Here is a 15,527-nt window from a genome sequence, read left to right as displayed (position 1 = left end):
CCCGCGCCCGCGCCGTGCCCGCCGGACCGCCGGCGGGCACCGCGCGGGACCGGTCCCGCCCGCCGCCTAGGGCCGCAGCTCCTGGGTGCAGCACTTCACGCTGCCGCCGCCTTTGAGCAGCTCGCCCAGGTCCATGCCGATCGGTTCGAAGCCCCGGCGGCGCAGCGGGTCGAAGAGGCCGACCGCCGCCTGGGGCAGGAGGACGTGCCGGCCGTCGCTGACCGCGTTCAGGCCGAGCGCCGCCGCGTCCTCCGCCGTCGCGATCAGGGCGTCGGGGAAGAGCCGGGCGAGCACCGCGCGGCTGCCGGGGGAGAAGGCGTCCGGGTAGTACATGACCTCGTCGGCCGCGTCGTCCAGGACGCACAGCGCCGTGTCCAGGTGGTAGTACCGCGGATCCACCAGCTCCAGGCTGATCACCGGCCGCCCGAAGAACTCCTGCGCCTCGTCGTGCGAGAGCGGGCTGGAGCGGAAGCCGCGCCCGGCCAGGATCCAGGAGGCGGTGACGGCGAAGTCCCCCTCGCCCTCGTTGATGTGCTCCGGAGCGCGTACGTCCTCGGCTGCCCAACCGTTTCCTCGGAACCAGGCCAGGTGCGCGGCGGCCTCGGCCGTGCGCTCCGCGTGGGCGAACATCGCCCCGAGGACCCGGCCGTCGACGACGGTGGCGCCGTTCGCCGCGAAGACCATGTCCGGCAGCGCCGGGTCGGGGGCGAGGAGCTCGACCGTGTGGCCGAGCGCGCGGTAGCGGTCGCGCAGGTCCTCCCACTGGGTGAGGGCGAGCGGCAGGTCGACCGGTTTCGTGGGGTCCATCCAGGGGTTGATGGAGTACGTCACCGTGAAGTGCGCGGGTGGGCACATCAGATAACGGCGGGGCGAGGGCGTGCGCGGAGTGGTGCGCAATGAGGGCTCCTCACGGACGGGTGGTCAGAGAAACCGGCGGGGGTCTCCGCCGGTTCGGTGAACCCCATGGTCCGCCTTCCGGGCCCGGTGCGCAGTGGACCGTTCGGGTGGTTCGGTTCCGGCCACCGACTCACGAGACGTGACGTCTCGCGAGCTGTTAGATTGGGCCCATGTCCGACGCCAAGGCCCCCGACGCCTCCCGCCGCAGCGAGCGCTCGCGCCGCGCCATCTTCGACGCCGCCCTCGCCCTCGTCTCCGAGACCGGCTACGCGAAGACCACCATCGAGGGCATCGCCGCCCGCGCCGGAGTGGGCAAGCAGACCATCTACCGCTGGTGGCCCTCCAAGGCCGCCGTCCTCCTCGACGCCTTCCTCGACCTCGCCGCCCGCGCCAACGAGGCCGTTCGGCACGAGGACGCCCAGGGCGGGGAGGGGGACGCCGGGATCCCCGACACCGGCGACCTCGCCGCCGACCTCCGGTACGTCCTGCGCGCCACCGTCGACGAGATGAACGACCCCGCGTTCGACGCCCCCAGTCGCGCCCTCGCCGCCGAGAGCATCGTCGACCCCGAGCTCGGCGCCCGCTTCACCGAGGCCCTCCTCGAACCGCAGCTCCAGTACTACGCCCGCCGGATCGCGGCGGCCCAGGCGGCCGGCGACGTCGACCCCGCCATCGACCCCCGGATCGCCCTCGAACTCCTCGTCGGACCGCTCCACCACCGCTGGCTCCACCGCACCCTGCCGCTCACCCACGCCTACGCCGACACCCTCGTCGACCTCGCCCTGCGCGGCCTCGCGCCGAGGGACTGAGACATCCGTCGCACACCGGTTCCACCCCCCGGTTCCGCACTCCGGTCACCCAGGGCGCAGGATGGTGGGACCATGGGCAGAGCCGAACGGGCGAGCATGAGGTGTGAGGGGATAGATGGGCGACGGGATCGGCCGCTACCGCGGCACGGAGAGCAAACTCGCGCAGTGGCTGCGCAGGCGTCCCAAACGCACCGCGGCCGACGACGAGAACGACCGCGAGACGCTGCTCCTGGCCGTCGCCGCCGCCGGGCTGCCCCTCGCCCCCGCCGCGTACCCCGTCGGCTACAGCTGCTCCTGTGAGCGGATCGGCTGTCCCACCCCCGCCCGGCACCCCGTCTCCTTCGCCTGGCAGACGCAGTCGACCACCGACCGCGGCCAGATCGAGCGCTGGGCCCGCAACGAGCCCGAGGCGAACTTCATCACCGCCACCGGCATGGTCCACGACGTCCTCGACGTACCGCTCGCCGCCGGCCGCGCCGCCCTGGAGCGCCTCCTGGCGGAGGGCGTCGAGGTCGGGCCGGTCGCCGAGTCGTCCGACGCCGACCCGGCCGGCGGCCGGATGCTCTTCTTCACCGCCACCCGCGGCACTCCCGAGGACGAGGACGAGTGGTGGCCGTGCGAGCTCGACTGCCATCCCGAGACGATGGACGAGCACCCGGGGCTGCGCTGGCACTGCCGCGGCAGCTACGTCCTGGTCCCGCCGGCCCGGCTTCCCGGTGACGAGAGCGCCCATCCGGTCGTGGCCTGGCTGCGCGGCCCCGAGCATCCGCTGCCCGATCCGCTGAACCTCCTGGAGACCCTCCAGGACGCCTGCGCCCGCCACGCGGCCGCGCGCGAGGCGGAGGGCGACGGGGAGCACACGGCCCACGAGATCGCCTGGCCGCTGACCCGCTGACCCGCGTCCCCGCCGACGCACCCGCGCCGGTCGCGGGCCGCCGCCCCCGGTGGGGCGGAGCGGGCGGACCCGTGCGCGGCCGGCGGGCCGCTACGAGCCCTGCGCGCCCACCACGCCCTGGAGCCGGGCCTTGAACGTCACCGCGTCGCGGTCGGCGCCGGCCGGCTTGACCAGGACCGCCTGGTTGGAGACCCACTCCTTGGTGACCGTGTTCCGCACCTCGCCGGTCAGCAGCGCCTTGATGTCGGGGTCGACCTTGGGACGGTAGCCCGCGGCCGCCGTCTGCCGCTCGAAGAACCGCGTCGCGAAGAACACGAACGCGCCGCCGTCCTTCGTCCGCAGCCCCAGCGGGGCGAAGTCGCCGCCGTCCGCGACCCGGTCGAGGTACTGGGTGGCGAGCCCCGGGCGCTTGGCGCCCTTCTCCCGCTGCTCCCGCAGCAGCGTCGTGTGCGGTCCCGCCGCGAACGGCCCCGGCCGCCCGCTCTCCAGGAACGCGACGTACTCCCTGCCGAGGTCCCCGGGAGCGACCGCGAGGCCGTCGCCGTCCCGGGCGACCGGCACCGCGTACCCGTCCTCCTCGGCGAACTCGGGCACCTGGGACGGGCCGAGGATCACCAGGTGGGCGACCTCCCACAGCTGCTCGGGGCCGTTGCGCACGAAGACGAGGAGCCACCGCTGGTCGCCCGAGCCCCCGTCGGTGTCCAGACTGGGGTCGGTGTCCGCGAGGAACCAGCGAGGCCAGCCCGCCTTCCGGGGCAGCACGAAGCGCGCGTCCGAGAGTTCGAGGGGGCGGTGGCTCGGGTTGGTCCCGGGCGAGGTGACCGCCCGGGCGCGCAGACCCGCCTGGTTGATCTCGCCCAGCGGGCCGGTGACCCGTCCCGCGTCCAGCGCCGGATCGTGGGCCTTGTCGGCCGCGTTGTAGGCGGCCGTGAAGTCGGCGAGGGCCTGCGCCGCCTCGGCCCGGGTGGCCGGCGGCAGCAGGGCCAGCTCGCCGTGCACGGTGACGCAGCCGCTCGCGGTCAGCGCGAGGACGGTCGCGGCCGCCGTCGCGGAGAGGAGGCGTACGGGCCGCGCGGGGCGCCCGGCCCCGGCGGCTGTGGTGGACCGTCCTGCCGACGACCGCTCAAGCGGTCGGCCCGGCGCTCGCCTCAGCGTCAGCCTTCTCATCGGTCGCCTTCTGCTTCTTCACCCGCGTGGACGGACCCGACCCTATCGGGGCGAGGAACAGCGCGAGCGTCGGGACCAGATACAGCGCCCACACCGTGACCTGAAGGACCGTCGGGTTCGGCTGGAAGTTGAAGACGCCCTTGAGGAGGGTGCCGTACCAGCTGTCCGGCGGGATCGTCGCCGAGATGTCGAAGGCCTTGTCGGCGAGGCCGGACAGGAAACGGGCCTCCTGGAGGTCGTGCACGCCGTAGGCGAGGACGCCCGCCGCCACGACCACCAGCATGCCGCCGGTCCACGTGAAGAACCTCGCCAGGTCGATCCGCAGCGCGCCCCGGTAGAACAGCCAGCCGAGCAGCACCGCCGTGAGCAGCCCGAGGAGGACCCCGGCCAGCGGCGCGAAGGTGCCGTCCGAGGAGGCCCGGACCGACGCCCAGACGAACAGCGCCGTCTCCAGGCCCTCCCGGCCCACCGCGAGGAAGGCGGTGGCGACCAGCGCGCCCGTCCCCATCCGCAGGGCCGCGTCGAGCCTGCCGTGCAGCTCGGCCCTGAGGTGCCGTGCCGTGCGCCGCATCCAGAAGACCATCCAGGTCACCAGGGCGACCGCGACGATCGAGAGCGAGCCGCCCAGCAGCTCCTGCGCCTCGAAGGTCAGCTCCTGGGACCCGAACTCCAGGCCGGCGCCGAAGGCCAGGGCCACGGTGACGGCCACGGCGATGCCGGCCCAGACCGGCTTCAGCGCGTCGCGCCGGCCGGTCTTCACCAGGTAGGCGATGAGGATGCAGACGACGAGGCTGGCTTCGAGGCCCTCGCGCAGGCCGATCAGATAGTTACCGAACACGCCGGTTCCCTCCCGGGGTTGCGTGGTGTGTCACGAGAAGAGCGCCCGGCCCCACCAGTCGTCCTTGTCCCGGACGCCCGGCGGGATCGCGAAGAGCGCCGAACCCACGTGCTGGATGTACTCGTTGAGGGCGTCGGCCCGCGACAGGGAGGTCTGCACCGGGACGAAGCCGGTCCGCACGTCCTTCTGGTACGCCAGGAAGAACAGCCCGGCCTCCAGGCGGCCGAGGCCGTCCGTGCCGTCGGTGAAGGAGTAGCCACGCCGCAGGATCGTCGCCCCGGCGTTGGTGTCGGGATGGGCGAGCCGGACGTGGGAGTCCGGCTTCATCGCCTTCAGGAACGGCTCGTCGTGCTCCTCGGCCCTGCCCACGGGCGCGCCCTCGCGCTTGTCGCGGCCGAAGATGTCCTCCTGCTCGGCGAGCGAAGTGCGGTCCCAGGTCTCGACGTTCATCCGGATGCGGCGGGCGACCAGGTACGAGCCGCCGTCCATCCACGCCGCGGGGCCCTCCGCGTCCCTGCCCGAGACCCACACGTGCCGCGCCAGCCGCTCGGTCTCGGTGCCCGCGATGTTGCGGGTGCCGTCCTTGAAGCCGAAGAGGTTGCGGGGCGTCTGGGCGTCCGGGGTCGTCGAGGACGTCTTGCCGAAGCCCAGCTGCGACCAGCGGACCGCGGCCTTCCCGAAGGCGATCCGCGCCAGGTTCCGGATGGCGTGCACCGCGACCTGCGGGTCGTCGGCGCAGGCCTGGACGCAGAGGTCGCCGCCGCTGCGGGCCGGGTCCAGGTTGTCGCCGGGGAACCTGGGCAGCTCCACCAGGGCCCCGGGCCGGCGGCCCTTCAGCCCGAAGCGCCCGTCGAAGAGGGAGGGTCCGAAGCCGATCGTGAGGGTGAGGCGGGAGGGCTTGAGGCCGAGCGCCTCGCCGGTGTCGTCCGGCGGCGCCTCCGGGAGACCCCCGTAGGCGCCCTCGCCGACCTCGGCGCCGGCCGTCATCCGCTCGGCCGCCCGCGTCCAGTCCTTGAGGAGCTGGACCAGTTCGGCGCGGTCGGTGGTCGTCACGTCGAAGGCCGCGAAGTGCAGCCTGTCCTGCACGGCGGTCGCGATGCCGGCCTGGTGCGCGCCGTGGAAGGGCACGGCCGCCCCGCCGTCGGCGACCGGGACGGCGGTGTCCCCGTCCCCGGTCAGCAGGGCGGCGGCACCGCCCGCCGCGGCAGCACCGAGCGCGAGCCCGGCACCGCCCCAGCCGATGACCGTACGGCGGGAGGGCGCGACGGCCCCGGCCGCCTGCTGCTCCCGGCTCTCCCCGGACATGTCCGTCTCCTCGTCCCTGCCGGTCCGACGACTACTTGACGACGGCGGCGGCGAGCTTGGAGAGCGGCTCGGCGAGCGCGTTGACGCCGTCGGAGAGCTCCTTGCGCTCGGGCTTGCCGACCTTGTCGTACGAGGTGAAGTCGTAGCCGGTCTTGTCCGCGCGGTACTTGTCGACCAGCGTGTTCAGCGCGGCGAACCGCTTCTCCAGGTCGCCGACGAGCTTCGGGTCGTTCTTGGCGGCGACCGGCTTGAGCAGGTCGAAGGACTTCTGGGCGCCCTCGACGTTCGCCTTGAAGTCGACCAGGTCGGTGTGGGAGTAGCGCTCCTCCTCACCGGTGACCTTGCCGGTGGCGACCTCGTCGAGGAGCTCCTTGGCGCCGTTGGCCATGGAGGTGGGGGTGATCTCGGCCTTGCCGACCCGCTTGACCCAGTCCGCGAGGTCCTTGTCGAGGAGGCCGGCGAGCTGCTTCTCGCGCTCGCCGATCTTCTTGTCCTGCCAGAGGGCCTTCTCCAGGCGGTGCCAGCCGGTCCAGTCCGTGGCCGGGTCCTGGCCCTCCTCCAGGCCGTCCTCGCGGACGTCGACCTTGGGGTCGATGTCGCCGAAGGACTCGGCGACCGGCTCGGTGCGCTCCCAGCCGATGCGGGAGGCGGCGTAGGCCTTCTTGGCGGCCTCGACGTCGCCGGCGCGGACGGCGTCGGTGAAGACCTTGACCTTGGGGAGGGTGGCGTCGGCCTGTGCCTGGACGTACTGGCGGTAGGCGGCGACGGCCGCGTCCATCTCGGGGGAGCGGGTGGCGCCCGCGGCGCCGCCGGTGGCCTTGACCTGCCGGCGTATGCCGTCGCCGACCATGCCGGGCTTGCAGGCGATGGCGTAGTCGCCGGACGTGATCTCGGCGGTGATGGTGGCCTTGGTGCCGGGGCCGATGTTCTCGCGCTCGGTGACGATCCGGTCGTCCGGGTAGAGGACGTAGACCTCGGTGACCTTGGAGCCGCGGTTCTCGACGGCGAGCTTCAGGTGGCCGGCCGGGAACTCCTTCTTCGAGACCTCGCAGGAGTCGTCCTTGGCGACCACGGTGATCGTGCCGTCGTCCGCCTTCGCGTCGCTCTTCTCGGTGCAGCCGGTGACGGCGGCCAGGGCCGCCGCGGTCGCGGCGGCGGTGACGACGGACAGGCGGACGGCTCGCATGGGGACTCCAGGAACGCGGGGGACGGGGCTGAGGCGGACCTAACTTAACCGAGGCTTACCTCAGCCATACCCGGCCGTCCAGTGATTCGGCTCTCAGATCCGACACCCCGGACACAGCGGGATCACAGGGGCTCCATGGGGTGCTCATGGAGTGGTCAAGGGCCGGTCAAGGAGGGCGAATCGTCGCTTTCGCCCGTCGGGTGACTCCGCTTGGGCACGACGAGCGGGACGCCGGTCCGAGGGTGCGGGAGGACCTCCACCGGCTGTCGGTAGACCCGGCTCAGCAGTTCCTCCCCGAGGACCTCCGAGGGCGGCCCCGCCACCGCGACCCGCCCGTCGTGCAGCACCCCGACCCGGTCCGCGTGGGCCGCGGCGAGGCCGAGGTCGTGGAGGACGACCACGACCGCGTCGCCGGCCGCGGCCCGCTCCCGGCACACCCTCATGACCAGTTCCTGGTGGCGCAGGTCGAGGGCGGCCGTCGGCTCGTCGAGCAGCAGCAGGCCGGTCCGCTGGGCCAGCACCCGGGCCAGTGCCACCCGGGCCCGCTCGCCGCCCGACAGCGCGGAGAACGGTCGGTCGGCGAAGGGCCCGACCTCGGTCGCCGCCATCGCCCCGGCCACGGCCGCCTCGTCCTCGTCCTCCCGCTCGGTCCCCGCCCACGGGGCCCGGCCCATCCGCACCACGTCGGCGACGGAGAAGGGGAAGGAGAGCGCCGCGTCCTGCGGCAGCACCGCCCGGCGCAGGGCGAGTTCGCCGGGCGTCCAGCCGGTCGCGGGCCGCCCCCCGATCCGTACCTCTCCGGCGGCGGGCGCGAGGTCCGCGGCGAGTGCGGCGAGCAGGGTCGACTTCCCGGCGCCGTTGGGTCCGACCAGGGCGAGGACCTCGCCGGCCCGGACCTCGACGCCGACGGCGTCGAGCACGGCCCGGCCGCCGCGGTCGACCCGTACGCCGACGGCCTCGGCGACCGTCTCCCCCGGTTCGGCGGGGGAGGGCAGCGTGCGCGGCCGCCGGCTCACGAGGGCGGGGAGCAGTCCCCGGAGGCGTACCGCTGTCATGCCCAACCACCTTGCCTGCGACGGGTCCTGCGCAGCAGCCAGAAGAAGAACGGGCTGCCGAGGAGGGCGGTGAGGACGCCCAGGGGGAGTTCGGCCGGGGCCGCGGCCGTGCGGGCCGCGAGGTCGCCGGCGGTGAGGGCGACCGCGCCGCCGAGCGCGCTGCCCGGTACCAGGAAGCGGTGTCCCGGGCCGTTCGCCATCCGCAGCAGGTGCGGGACGAGCAGCCCGACGAAGGTGATGATCCCGGCCACCGCGACCGCGGCCGCCGTCAGGAGCGCCACCACCAGGATCAGGGCGACCCGCAGCCGCTCCACGTCCACCCCGAGGTGGCGGGCGGGACGCTCGCCGAGGGCGAGCAGGTCGAGCCGGCGGGCGTGGAAGGGGGCGACGGCGAGTCCGAGGAGCGCGCACGGCAGGACGGCGAGGACCTTCGGCCAGGTGGCCTGGGCGAGCGAGCCGAGCTGCCAGAAGGTGATCTGGGTGACCTGCGCGTTGTCGGCGAAGAAGATGAACAGGCCGATGAGCGCTCCCGCGAAGGCGTTCACCGCGATGCCGGTGAGGATCAGCGTCACCACCTCGGTGCGGCCGCCGGAGCGCGACATGGCGTACACGAGGAGCACCGTGGCGAGCCCCGCGACGAACGCGCAGACCGTCACCGTCCAGTTGCCGAGGAAGGTGAGGCCGAGGGCGATGGCGCCCACCGCGCCGACGGCCGCGCCCGCGGAGATGCCGATGACCCCGGGCTCGGCGAGCGGGTTGCCGAACACGCCCTGCATGAGGGCGCCCGCGCAGCCGAGCGAGGCGCCGACGAGGACGGCGAGCACGACCCGGGGCAGGCGGATGTTCCACAGGACGCTCTCGGCCGTGCGGTCGAGCGCGTGCCCGCCGAGCCCCACGCGGTGCTGGACCGAGGCGAGGACGTCGCCGAGCGGGATCTCGTACGCCCCGATCCCGGCCGACAGCAGGGCGAGCAGGAGCAGCACGGCCAGGAGTACGGCGGTGAGGAGGGGGGCGGTGCGCCGCCGTGCGACGGGAGGCGCGGCCGCCGGGGCGGCCTTGCCGACGGCCGGCGGGTTCTCCTGGAGCGCCGTCACTTCCCCGCCCCGTACAACTGGTCGACCAGGGACTTCAGGACCTGGTCCGTGCGCGGACCGTAGTTCAGCAGGACGCCGTCGTCGACGGTGACGACCCGGCGGTCCGCGCCGGCCGGCGTCTCGGCTACGCCGGGGATCTCGGCCAGGCCGTCGACGCCGCCGACGGAGGCGAGTCCCTTGCTCATGACGAGGATCGCGTCGGGCGCGGCCTTCGCCAGGGCCTCGCTGGTGATCGGGGTGAAGTCCTTGACGAGACCGGACTCCTTGCCCGCGTCGACCGCCCCGGCGGCCTCCAGGAGCGAGCTCGCCCCGGACTCGGCGCCGCCGAGGAGGTAGACGGCGGCCGAGCCGCGGACGTACAGGAAGGCCACCCGCGGCTTCTCCTCGCGGGCGGGGATGCCCTTGCGTACGGCGTCGATCCGGTCCTGGGTGCGCTTCCCGAGCGCGGCGCCGGAGTCCGGTACGCCGAGGGCCGCGGCGACCGCGTCGATCCGGGTGCGGACGTCGGCGAGCGTCTTCGCGGGCTTCACGACGACGAGCGGGATGCCCGCGTCGCGGATCTGGGCGACGGCCTCGGCCGGGCCGGTGGTGCTCTCGGCGAGGACGACGGTGGGCCGCAGCGAGAGCACGCTCTCGGCGGAGACGTCGTGGGCGCGGGTCACCACCGGGAGCTTCGCCGCCTGTTCGAAGGTGGCGGTGATGTCCCGGGCGACGACCTTCGGGCCGAGGCCGAGGGTGAAGACGATCTCGTTGAGGGAGCCGCTGAGCGGCACGATCCGGTCGGCGGAGGTGACGGCGACCCTGCGTCCGTCGGCCGAGGGGACGGTGACCGGGAGGCGGGGGGCGACCGGGTCGGCGAGCGGCTCGACCCGGTCGCGGGCCGCCGCCGACACACCCGTGCCGGACGGTTCGCCTCCGCTTCCGTTTCCGGACCCGTCGGCGGTCGCGCCGCCGCAGCCGGTCGCCACGAGGGCGAGGGCCAGTACTGCTGTCAGCGCTCCCGCTAGGCGAGTTCTGCGCACCGGACACCGTCCTGTCGTTCGTTCCGCTTCGTACTGCCGTGGTTCTGGTCGGACGAGTTCGTCGCCGGGGATTCCAGCCGAGGCTCGACGTAGTTTAGGTTAGCCTTACCTCACTTGCCAGCCCTCGGAGGGGTTCCATGCTGCTGTCCAGACCCGCCCGCGCGCTCGCCGTGACCCTGTTCGCGGCCCTGCTCGCGGCCCTCGTCCCGGCCGGAGCGGCCCACGCGGAAAGCCGCACGGTGCAGGGCGGACGGCTCGACTGGGGCATCAAGTCCTCCTTCCAGAGCTATGTCACCGGGCCCATCGCCCAGGGCAGTTGGGGCCTCACCGGCGGAGCCGCCACCTTCGGCGGCAGCCAGTTCCGCTTCCACTCCGCCCAGGGCACCTACGACCCCGCGACCGGCGCCTTCGAAGCCGCCTTCTCCGGCGGTGTCCGCTTCACCGGCCACCGCAAGGCGGACGGCACGAACGAGCTCGACCTCACCATCAGCCGCCCCCGGGTCCGGATCCAGGGCGGCAGCGGCACCCTCTACGCCGACATGGCGAGCAAGGCCAAGGGCAGCGGCCGCGTGACCACCTCCTCGCAGGTGCCGCTCGCCACCCTCGGCCTCGGCGGCATCGACATGCGCGGCGGCGGCAGCCCGGTCTCCCTCGCCGGCGTGCCCGCCACCCTCACCCCGCAGGGCGCGTCCGCCTTCGCCGGGTACTACCCGGCCGGCACCGCGCTCGACCCCGTCAGCCTCACCGTCGACGTCAGGACGCCGCAGCAGCAGGCCCCGACGAACGCGCCGACCACCACCGCGCCGTCCGAACCGGCCACACGGCCCTCCACGAGCCCTTCGCCCACGGCGAGCTCCTCCGAGGCCGCTTCGCGCACCGGCTCCCTCCGGGCCGCCGCGGTCGACTGGGGCGTCCGCCGCACCTTCCGCGAGTACGTCACCGGCGCCATCTCCCAGGGCAGGTGGACGCTCGCCGACGGAGCCCAGGACGGCGGCGCGCTCTTCCGCTTCACCACCGGCAAGGGCACGTACGACCGGAAGAAGGGCACCCTCGACGCCTCCTTCGCGGGCAGCGTCCGCTTCACCGGCGCCCACCTCGACCTCACCCTCGCCAAGGTCGCCGTCAAGGTCACCGGCGGCACCGGCACCCTCAGCGCCGACGTCACGAGTGCGGGGAAGACCGACAGGGCCGTCCCCCTCGTCACCTTCGCCGCCCGGGACCTCACGCCGAAGAACGGTCTCGCCGCCGTCACCGAGGCCCCCGCCACCCTCACCGAGGGCGGCGCCAAGGCCTTCGGCGGGATGTACAAGGCCGGGACCGCGATGGACCCGGTGTCCCTCGCCGTCACCGTCGACGCCAAGGCCGAGCTGCCCGCCCTCCCGGACCTCGGCAGCGAGGCCGCGCAGGCCGCCACCCCGTCGGCGCCGGCCGCCTCCGCCCCCACCGCCTCCGCGGCCGCCGCCCCCGCCGCGACCTCGTCCTCGTCCTCGTCCACGGGCACCTACCTCGCGATCGCCGCGGGTGTGCTGCTCGTCGCCGCTCTGGCCGTCCTCGGCGCCGTACGCCGTCGCCGTACCGGCCGCACCCCCACGGTCTGAGCCCCCCACACCTCCCTTCCCGCGCACCCCCCTTGCGCCCCCGCGTCCCCTGAGGAGAAACCCGTCATGGCCATCCCCTTGCGCCGTTCCGTCACCCTGGCCGCCGCCGTCGCCACGGCTGCCGCCCTGGGCACGGGCGCCGTCGTCCTCGCCCTGCCCGCGGCGGCCGAGGGCGCGCCCCCGATGACGCTCGTCGACGGCACCCTGGACTGGGGCATCAAGCAGTCCTTCCGCTCCTACCTCGCCATGCCCTTCGCCCATGGGAAGACCACCATGGGCGGGGGTGCCACCCAGGCCGCGAACAACGGCGTCTTCACCTTCGTCGACGGCACCGGTACGTACGACATGGGCACCCACGGCACCGCCACCGGCTTCAAGGGCAGCGTCCACTTCGAGGCCCACGAGGGCGCCCTCGACATCCTCATCTCGGACGTCAAGCTCTCGACGAAGGGCGCGGCGGCACCGACCGGCGAGATCACCGCCGACGTCGTCACCAAGGAGAAGGACGGCTCCTTCAGCACCCGTGAGGACATCGCCTTCGCCGCGCTCGACATGACCGGCATCCGTCCGGGCCAGGGGGCGGGCGGCGCGATGGTGTTCAAGGACATACCGGCGAAGCTGACGAAGGACGGCGCGGCGGCGTTCGCGGGCTTCTACAAGGAGGGCGACGCGCTCGACGCGGCGACGCTCACGGTGAAGGCGGGCAGCCGGCCGACGACCCCGCCGCCCACGACTCCGCCGCCGCCGTCGCCGACGGCGGATCCGACGACGGATCCGACTCCGACGCCGACGACGGACCCGACTCCGACGCCGACGACGGACCCGACGACGGATCCGACTCCGACGCCGACGACGGATCCGACCACGGACCCGACCACGGACCCGACTCCGACGCCGACCACGGACCCGACCACGGACCCGACCACGGACCCGACTCCGACGCCGACGACGGACCCGACGACGGATCCGACGACGGATCCGACGACGGATCCGACGACGGACCCGACCACGGACCCGACCACGGACCCGACGACCAACCCGACGACGAACCCCACGACCAACCCGACGACGAACCCCACGACGAACCCCACGACCAACCCCACGACGGATCCGACGACCAACCCGACGACGAACCCCACGACGAACCCCACGACGAACCCCACGACCAACCCGACGACCAACCCCACGACGGATCCGACCACCGACCCGACCACCCCCGCGCCCACCACGGCCCCCGGTGGTGTCGTCAACGGCAAGCTGACCTGGGGTGTCAAGGAGAGCTGGCAGCGGTACGTCGGGCAGATCTGCGGTGGTACGGTCACCGCCTCCGAGGGGGCGAAGAAGAACGGCGCCGCCTACGACTTCGGCTTCGTGAAGGCCGACCTCGACGCCGACGCCCGCAAGGTCGACGCCGCCTTCTCCGGGAAGGTCGCCTTCGTCTGCAACGCCCACGGCATCGACTGGACCGTCGGCGACCTCAAGGTGAAGGCGTCCGGCACCACCGGAACCCTCTCCGCCGACGTCACCAGTGCCCAGGGCACCCGGAACGACGTGGCGTTCGCCACCCTCGACCTGTCGGCGTCCGACTGGTCCGCGAAGGGCGACGTCGTCACCCTCGCGAACGTCCCGGCGAAGCTGACGGAGGCCGGCTCGGCCACCTTCAGCGCTCCCGGCGGCCAGGGCGGCTACCCGGCCGGCACGGAGCTGGACGCCTTGACCCTGAGCCTCACCACCGACAGCGGCGCCACGCTGCCCCCGACCACCGGCGGCACCGGAACCTCCGGTGGGTCCGACAGCGGCGGCTCCGGCACGTCCGGCGGCAACGGCTCTTCCACCACGGGCGGCGGCACCGTCGGCGGTGGCGGCACCGTGGGCGGCGGTACGGCCGGCGGTTCCGGCACCGTCGGCGGCTCGTCCACCGCGGGCGGTACCGGCGCCCTCGCCTCCACCGGCTCCGGGGCCCCGACCACCCTGCTCCTCACCGCCTCCGCCCTCACCGTGGCGGCCGGCGCGGGCGTCGTCGTCGCGGTGCGCCGGCGCGCGACGGGTTCCTGATCCGCCACCCCCCACCAGGCAGGGCCGCCCCCGAATCTCCGGGTGCGGCCCTGCCGCCTTCCCCCGGGTGGTTCAATTTCCGCCATGAACACCGTGCCCACCGCCGCCACCGACATCGACGTCCTCCGGGTCTTCTGCGCGGCCGACGGCCGGCACGGCAACGCCCTCGGGGTCGTGCGGGACGCCCGTACCCACCCCGACGAGGCCTCCCGGCAGGCGCTCGCCAAGGAACTCGGCTTCAGCGAGACCGTGTTCGTCGACGACCCGGAGCGCGGGATCGTCGACATCTACACGCCCGGCCTGCGACTGCCCTTCGCCGGACACCCGCTGGTCGGCGCCGCCTGGCTGCTCGACCTGGAGGTCGTCGTACCGCCCGCGGGCGAGGTGTGGGTGCGCGGCGACGGGGAGTTCACCTGGATCGAGGCGCGCGCCGAGTGGGCGCCGCCGCGGACCCTCCGCCGGTACGGCTCGGCCGCCGAGGTGGACGCACTCGACGTGCCCGAGCCGGGCGAGTGGATCTACGCCTGGGCCTGGGAGGAGGAGGCCGCGGGCCGGATCAGGGCGCGCGCGTTCCCGGGCCGGGGCGACGGCATCGACGAGGACGAGGCGACCGGCGCGGCGGCGCTGCTGCTCACGGCGGAGCTGGGACGGGCCCTGAACATCACGCAGGGCCGGGGTTCGCAGCTGCTCACTGCCCCCGGCCCTGACGGCATCGTGGAACTCGGCGGACGGGTCCGCCTGGAGGGCACGCTGACGCGCTGACGCGGGCCCGTGCGGGGCCCGAGGGCCCCGCCGACTCAGGCGCTGAGCGAGAACTCCCCGCCCAGCTGCTGGAAGACCGCGCTGTTGAAGGCGAACGCGCGCTTGCACTCGTCGACGATCCGCTGCTTCTCCAGGTCGTCGGCGTTCACCCCGTCGAGCAGCTCCCGGTAGGCCCGCTTGAAGGCGGCCGGGTTGCTGATCGTGTCGAACACGTAGAAGCGGACGCCGTCGCCCTTGCGCGCGAAGCCCCACGTCCGCTCGGCCTTGTCGCGGATGATCTGCCCGCCCGACAGGTCGCCGAGGTAGCGCGTGTAGTGGTGGGCCACGTACCCCGCGGGCCAGTCGCGGGCGCACTCGGCGACCCGCTCGGCGTACGCGACGGTGGCGGGCAGCGGGGAGACCCCGGCGCGCCAGTCGGGGCCCCGCAGGTGGGCGAGGTCCTGCTCCAGGGCGGCCGTGCGGAACAGCTCGGGCTGTATGAACGGCCCGGCGACCGGGTCCGCGCGCAGGGCCTCCGCGCCGTCCTCCAGGGCGCGGTACACGAACCAGAGCTGCTCGGTGTAGCGCGCGTAGGCGTCGACGCCGAGGCGGCCGCCCAGGAGGTCGCCCATGAAGGACGACGTCTCCGCCTCCGTGTGCTGCTCGTGCGAGGCGGTACGGATGAGCGTGGAGAAGGGCGTGTCCAAGGCGTGCCTCCGGGACCGATGGGACGGGAACCAGTGACGATCCTGCCAAGTTAGGCTTACCTAAGTCAACTGGTTCCCGACGTCCTGTCGGTAAAAACCGTACCCAATCGCGGGTCGGGGGCAACGTCCGGAGGGGGAGCGCATGCGAATCGGCGCGA

Annotated in this window: 14 protein-coding genes; 5 read left to right on the top strand and 9 right to left on the bottom strand. The window is 73.8% G+C overall.

Going from position 1 to position 15,527, the window contains the following annotated elements; all coding sequences use genetic code 11:
• Positions 1-66 precede the first annotated feature (66 nt).
• Positions 67-897, bottom strand: a complete 831-nt coding sequence (ddaH, locus tag ACF09E_RS05150) for a dimethylargininase (RefSeq protein WP_392203944.1) — start codon at positions 895-897, stop codon at positions 67-69.
• Between the two features lie 170 nt (positions 898-1,067).
• On the opposite strand from ddaH, the gene ACF09E_RS05145 reads away from it, so the two are divergent.
• Together ACF09E_RS05145 and ACF09E_RS05140 are read left to right on the top strand one after the other, a co-directional pair.
• Entirely contained in the window at positions 1,068-1,706 is a 639-nt protein-coding gene (locus ACF09E_RS05145) for a TetR/AcrR family transcriptional regulator (RefSeq protein ID WP_392203943.1), read from the top strand.
• A 115-nt stretch (positions 1,707-1,821) separates the two neighbouring features.
• On the top strand, positions 1,822-2,601 hold the full coding sequence (locus ACF09E_RS05140) for a bifunctional DNA primase/polymerase (RefSeq protein WP_361850166.1): 780 nt from the start codon (positions 1,822-1,824) through the stop codon (positions 2,599-2,601).
• Between the two features lie 90 nt (positions 2,602-2,691).
• Here ACF09E_RS05140 and ACF09E_RS05135 read toward each other — a convergent pair whose 3' ends face one another.
• The 7 genes from ACF09E_RS05135 to ACF09E_RS05105 all read right to left on the bottom strand — a co-directional run bounded on the left by ACF09E_RS05135 (position 2,692) and on the right by ACF09E_RS05105 (position 10,268).
• A complete protein-coding gene (locus tag ACF09E_RS05135; protein WP_392203942.1) occupies positions 2,692-3,768 on the bottom strand; it encodes a hypothetical protein in 1,077 nt (358 codons plus the stop codon).
• Positions 3,725-4,606, bottom strand: a complete 882-nt coding sequence (gene efeU / locus ACF09E_RS05130; protein ID WP_392203941.1) for an iron uptake transporter permease EfeU — start codon at positions 4,604-4,606, stop codon at positions 3,725-3,727. The genes ACF09E_RS05135 and efeU overlap by 44 nt, the downstream gene beginning before the upstream one ends.
• 30 nt (positions 4,607-4,636) lie before the next feature.
• Complete coding sequence (gene efeB / locus ACF09E_RS05125; RefSeq protein WP_392203940.1) at positions 4,637-5,911, bottom strand: iron uptake transporter deferrochelatase/peroxidase subunit; 1,275 nt, start codon at positions 5,909-5,911, stop codon at positions 4,637-4,639.
• Between the two features lie 31 nt (positions 5,912-5,942).
• The gene (efeO, locus tag ACF09E_RS05120; RefSeq protein WP_392203939.1) at positions 5,943-7,097 is read right to left on the bottom strand and encodes an iron uptake system protein EfeO; all 1,155 of its coding nucleotides are present in this window, start codon (positions 7,095-7,097) and stop codon (positions 5,943-5,945) included.
• Between the two features lie 155 nt (positions 7,098-7,252).
• Positions 7,253-8,152, bottom strand: a complete 900-nt coding sequence (locus ACF09E_RS05115) for a heme ABC transporter ATP-binding protein (RefSeq protein WP_392203938.1) — start codon at positions 8,150-8,152, stop codon at positions 7,253-7,255.
• Complete coding sequence (locus tag ACF09E_RS05110; RefSeq protein WP_392203937.1) at positions 8,149-9,246, bottom strand: FecCD family ABC transporter permease; 1,098 nt, start codon at positions 9,244-9,246, stop codon at positions 8,149-8,151. Before ACF09E_RS05110 ends, ACF09E_RS05115 begins: the two co-directional genes overlap by 4 nt.
• A complete protein-coding gene (locus ACF09E_RS05105) occupies positions 9,243-10,268 on the bottom strand; it encodes a hemin ABC transporter substrate-binding protein (protein WP_392203936.1) in 1,026 nt (341 codons plus the stop codon). Before ACF09E_RS05105 ends, ACF09E_RS05110 begins: the two co-directional genes overlap by 4 nt.
• Positions 10,269-10,405: 137 nt before the next feature.
• Here ACF09E_RS05105 and ACF09E_RS05100 point away from each other — a divergent pair, with 137 nt between their 5' ends.
• From ACF09E_RS05100 to ACF09E_RS05090, 3 genes are all read left to right on the top strand, one after another.
• Positions 10,406-11,866, top strand: coding sequence for an HtaA domain-containing protein (locus ACF09E_RS05100; RefSeq protein WP_392203935.1), 1,461 nt, complete (start codon positions 10,406-10,408; stop codon positions 11,864-11,866).
• Positions 11,867-11,932: 66 nt separating this feature from the next.
• Complete coding sequence (locus ACF09E_RS05095; RefSeq protein WP_392203934.1) at positions 11,933-13,921, top strand: HtaA domain-containing protein; 1,989 nt, start codon at positions 11,933-11,935, stop codon at positions 13,919-13,921.
• Between the two features lie 84 nt (positions 13,922-14,005).
• The gene (locus tag ACF09E_RS05090; RefSeq protein WP_361850176.1) at positions 14,006-14,683 is read left to right on the top strand and encodes a PhzF family phenazine biosynthesis protein; all 678 of its coding nucleotides are present in this window, start codon (positions 14,006-14,008) and stop codon (positions 14,681-14,683) included.
• A 35-nt stretch (positions 14,684-14,718) separates the two neighbouring features.
• Here the strand turns inward: ACF09E_RS05090 and ACF09E_RS05085 are convergent, their stop codons facing one another.
• The gene (locus ACF09E_RS05085) at positions 14,719-15,369 is read right to left on the bottom strand and encodes a heme oxygenase (biliverdin-producing) (RefSeq protein WP_392042578.1); all 651 of its coding nucleotides are present in this window, start codon (positions 15,367-15,369) and stop codon (positions 14,719-14,721) included.
• Positions 15,370-15,527 lie beyond the last annotated feature (158 nt).

The organism is Streptomyces sp. NPDC014891, assembly GCF_043081085.1.
Taxonomy (GTDB): Bacteria; Actinomycetota; Actinomycetes; order Streptomycetales; family Streptomycetaceae; genus Streptomyces.
Note: the sequence above shows the minus strand (reverse complement) of the source record. Positions and strands in the feature narration are given on the sequence as shown.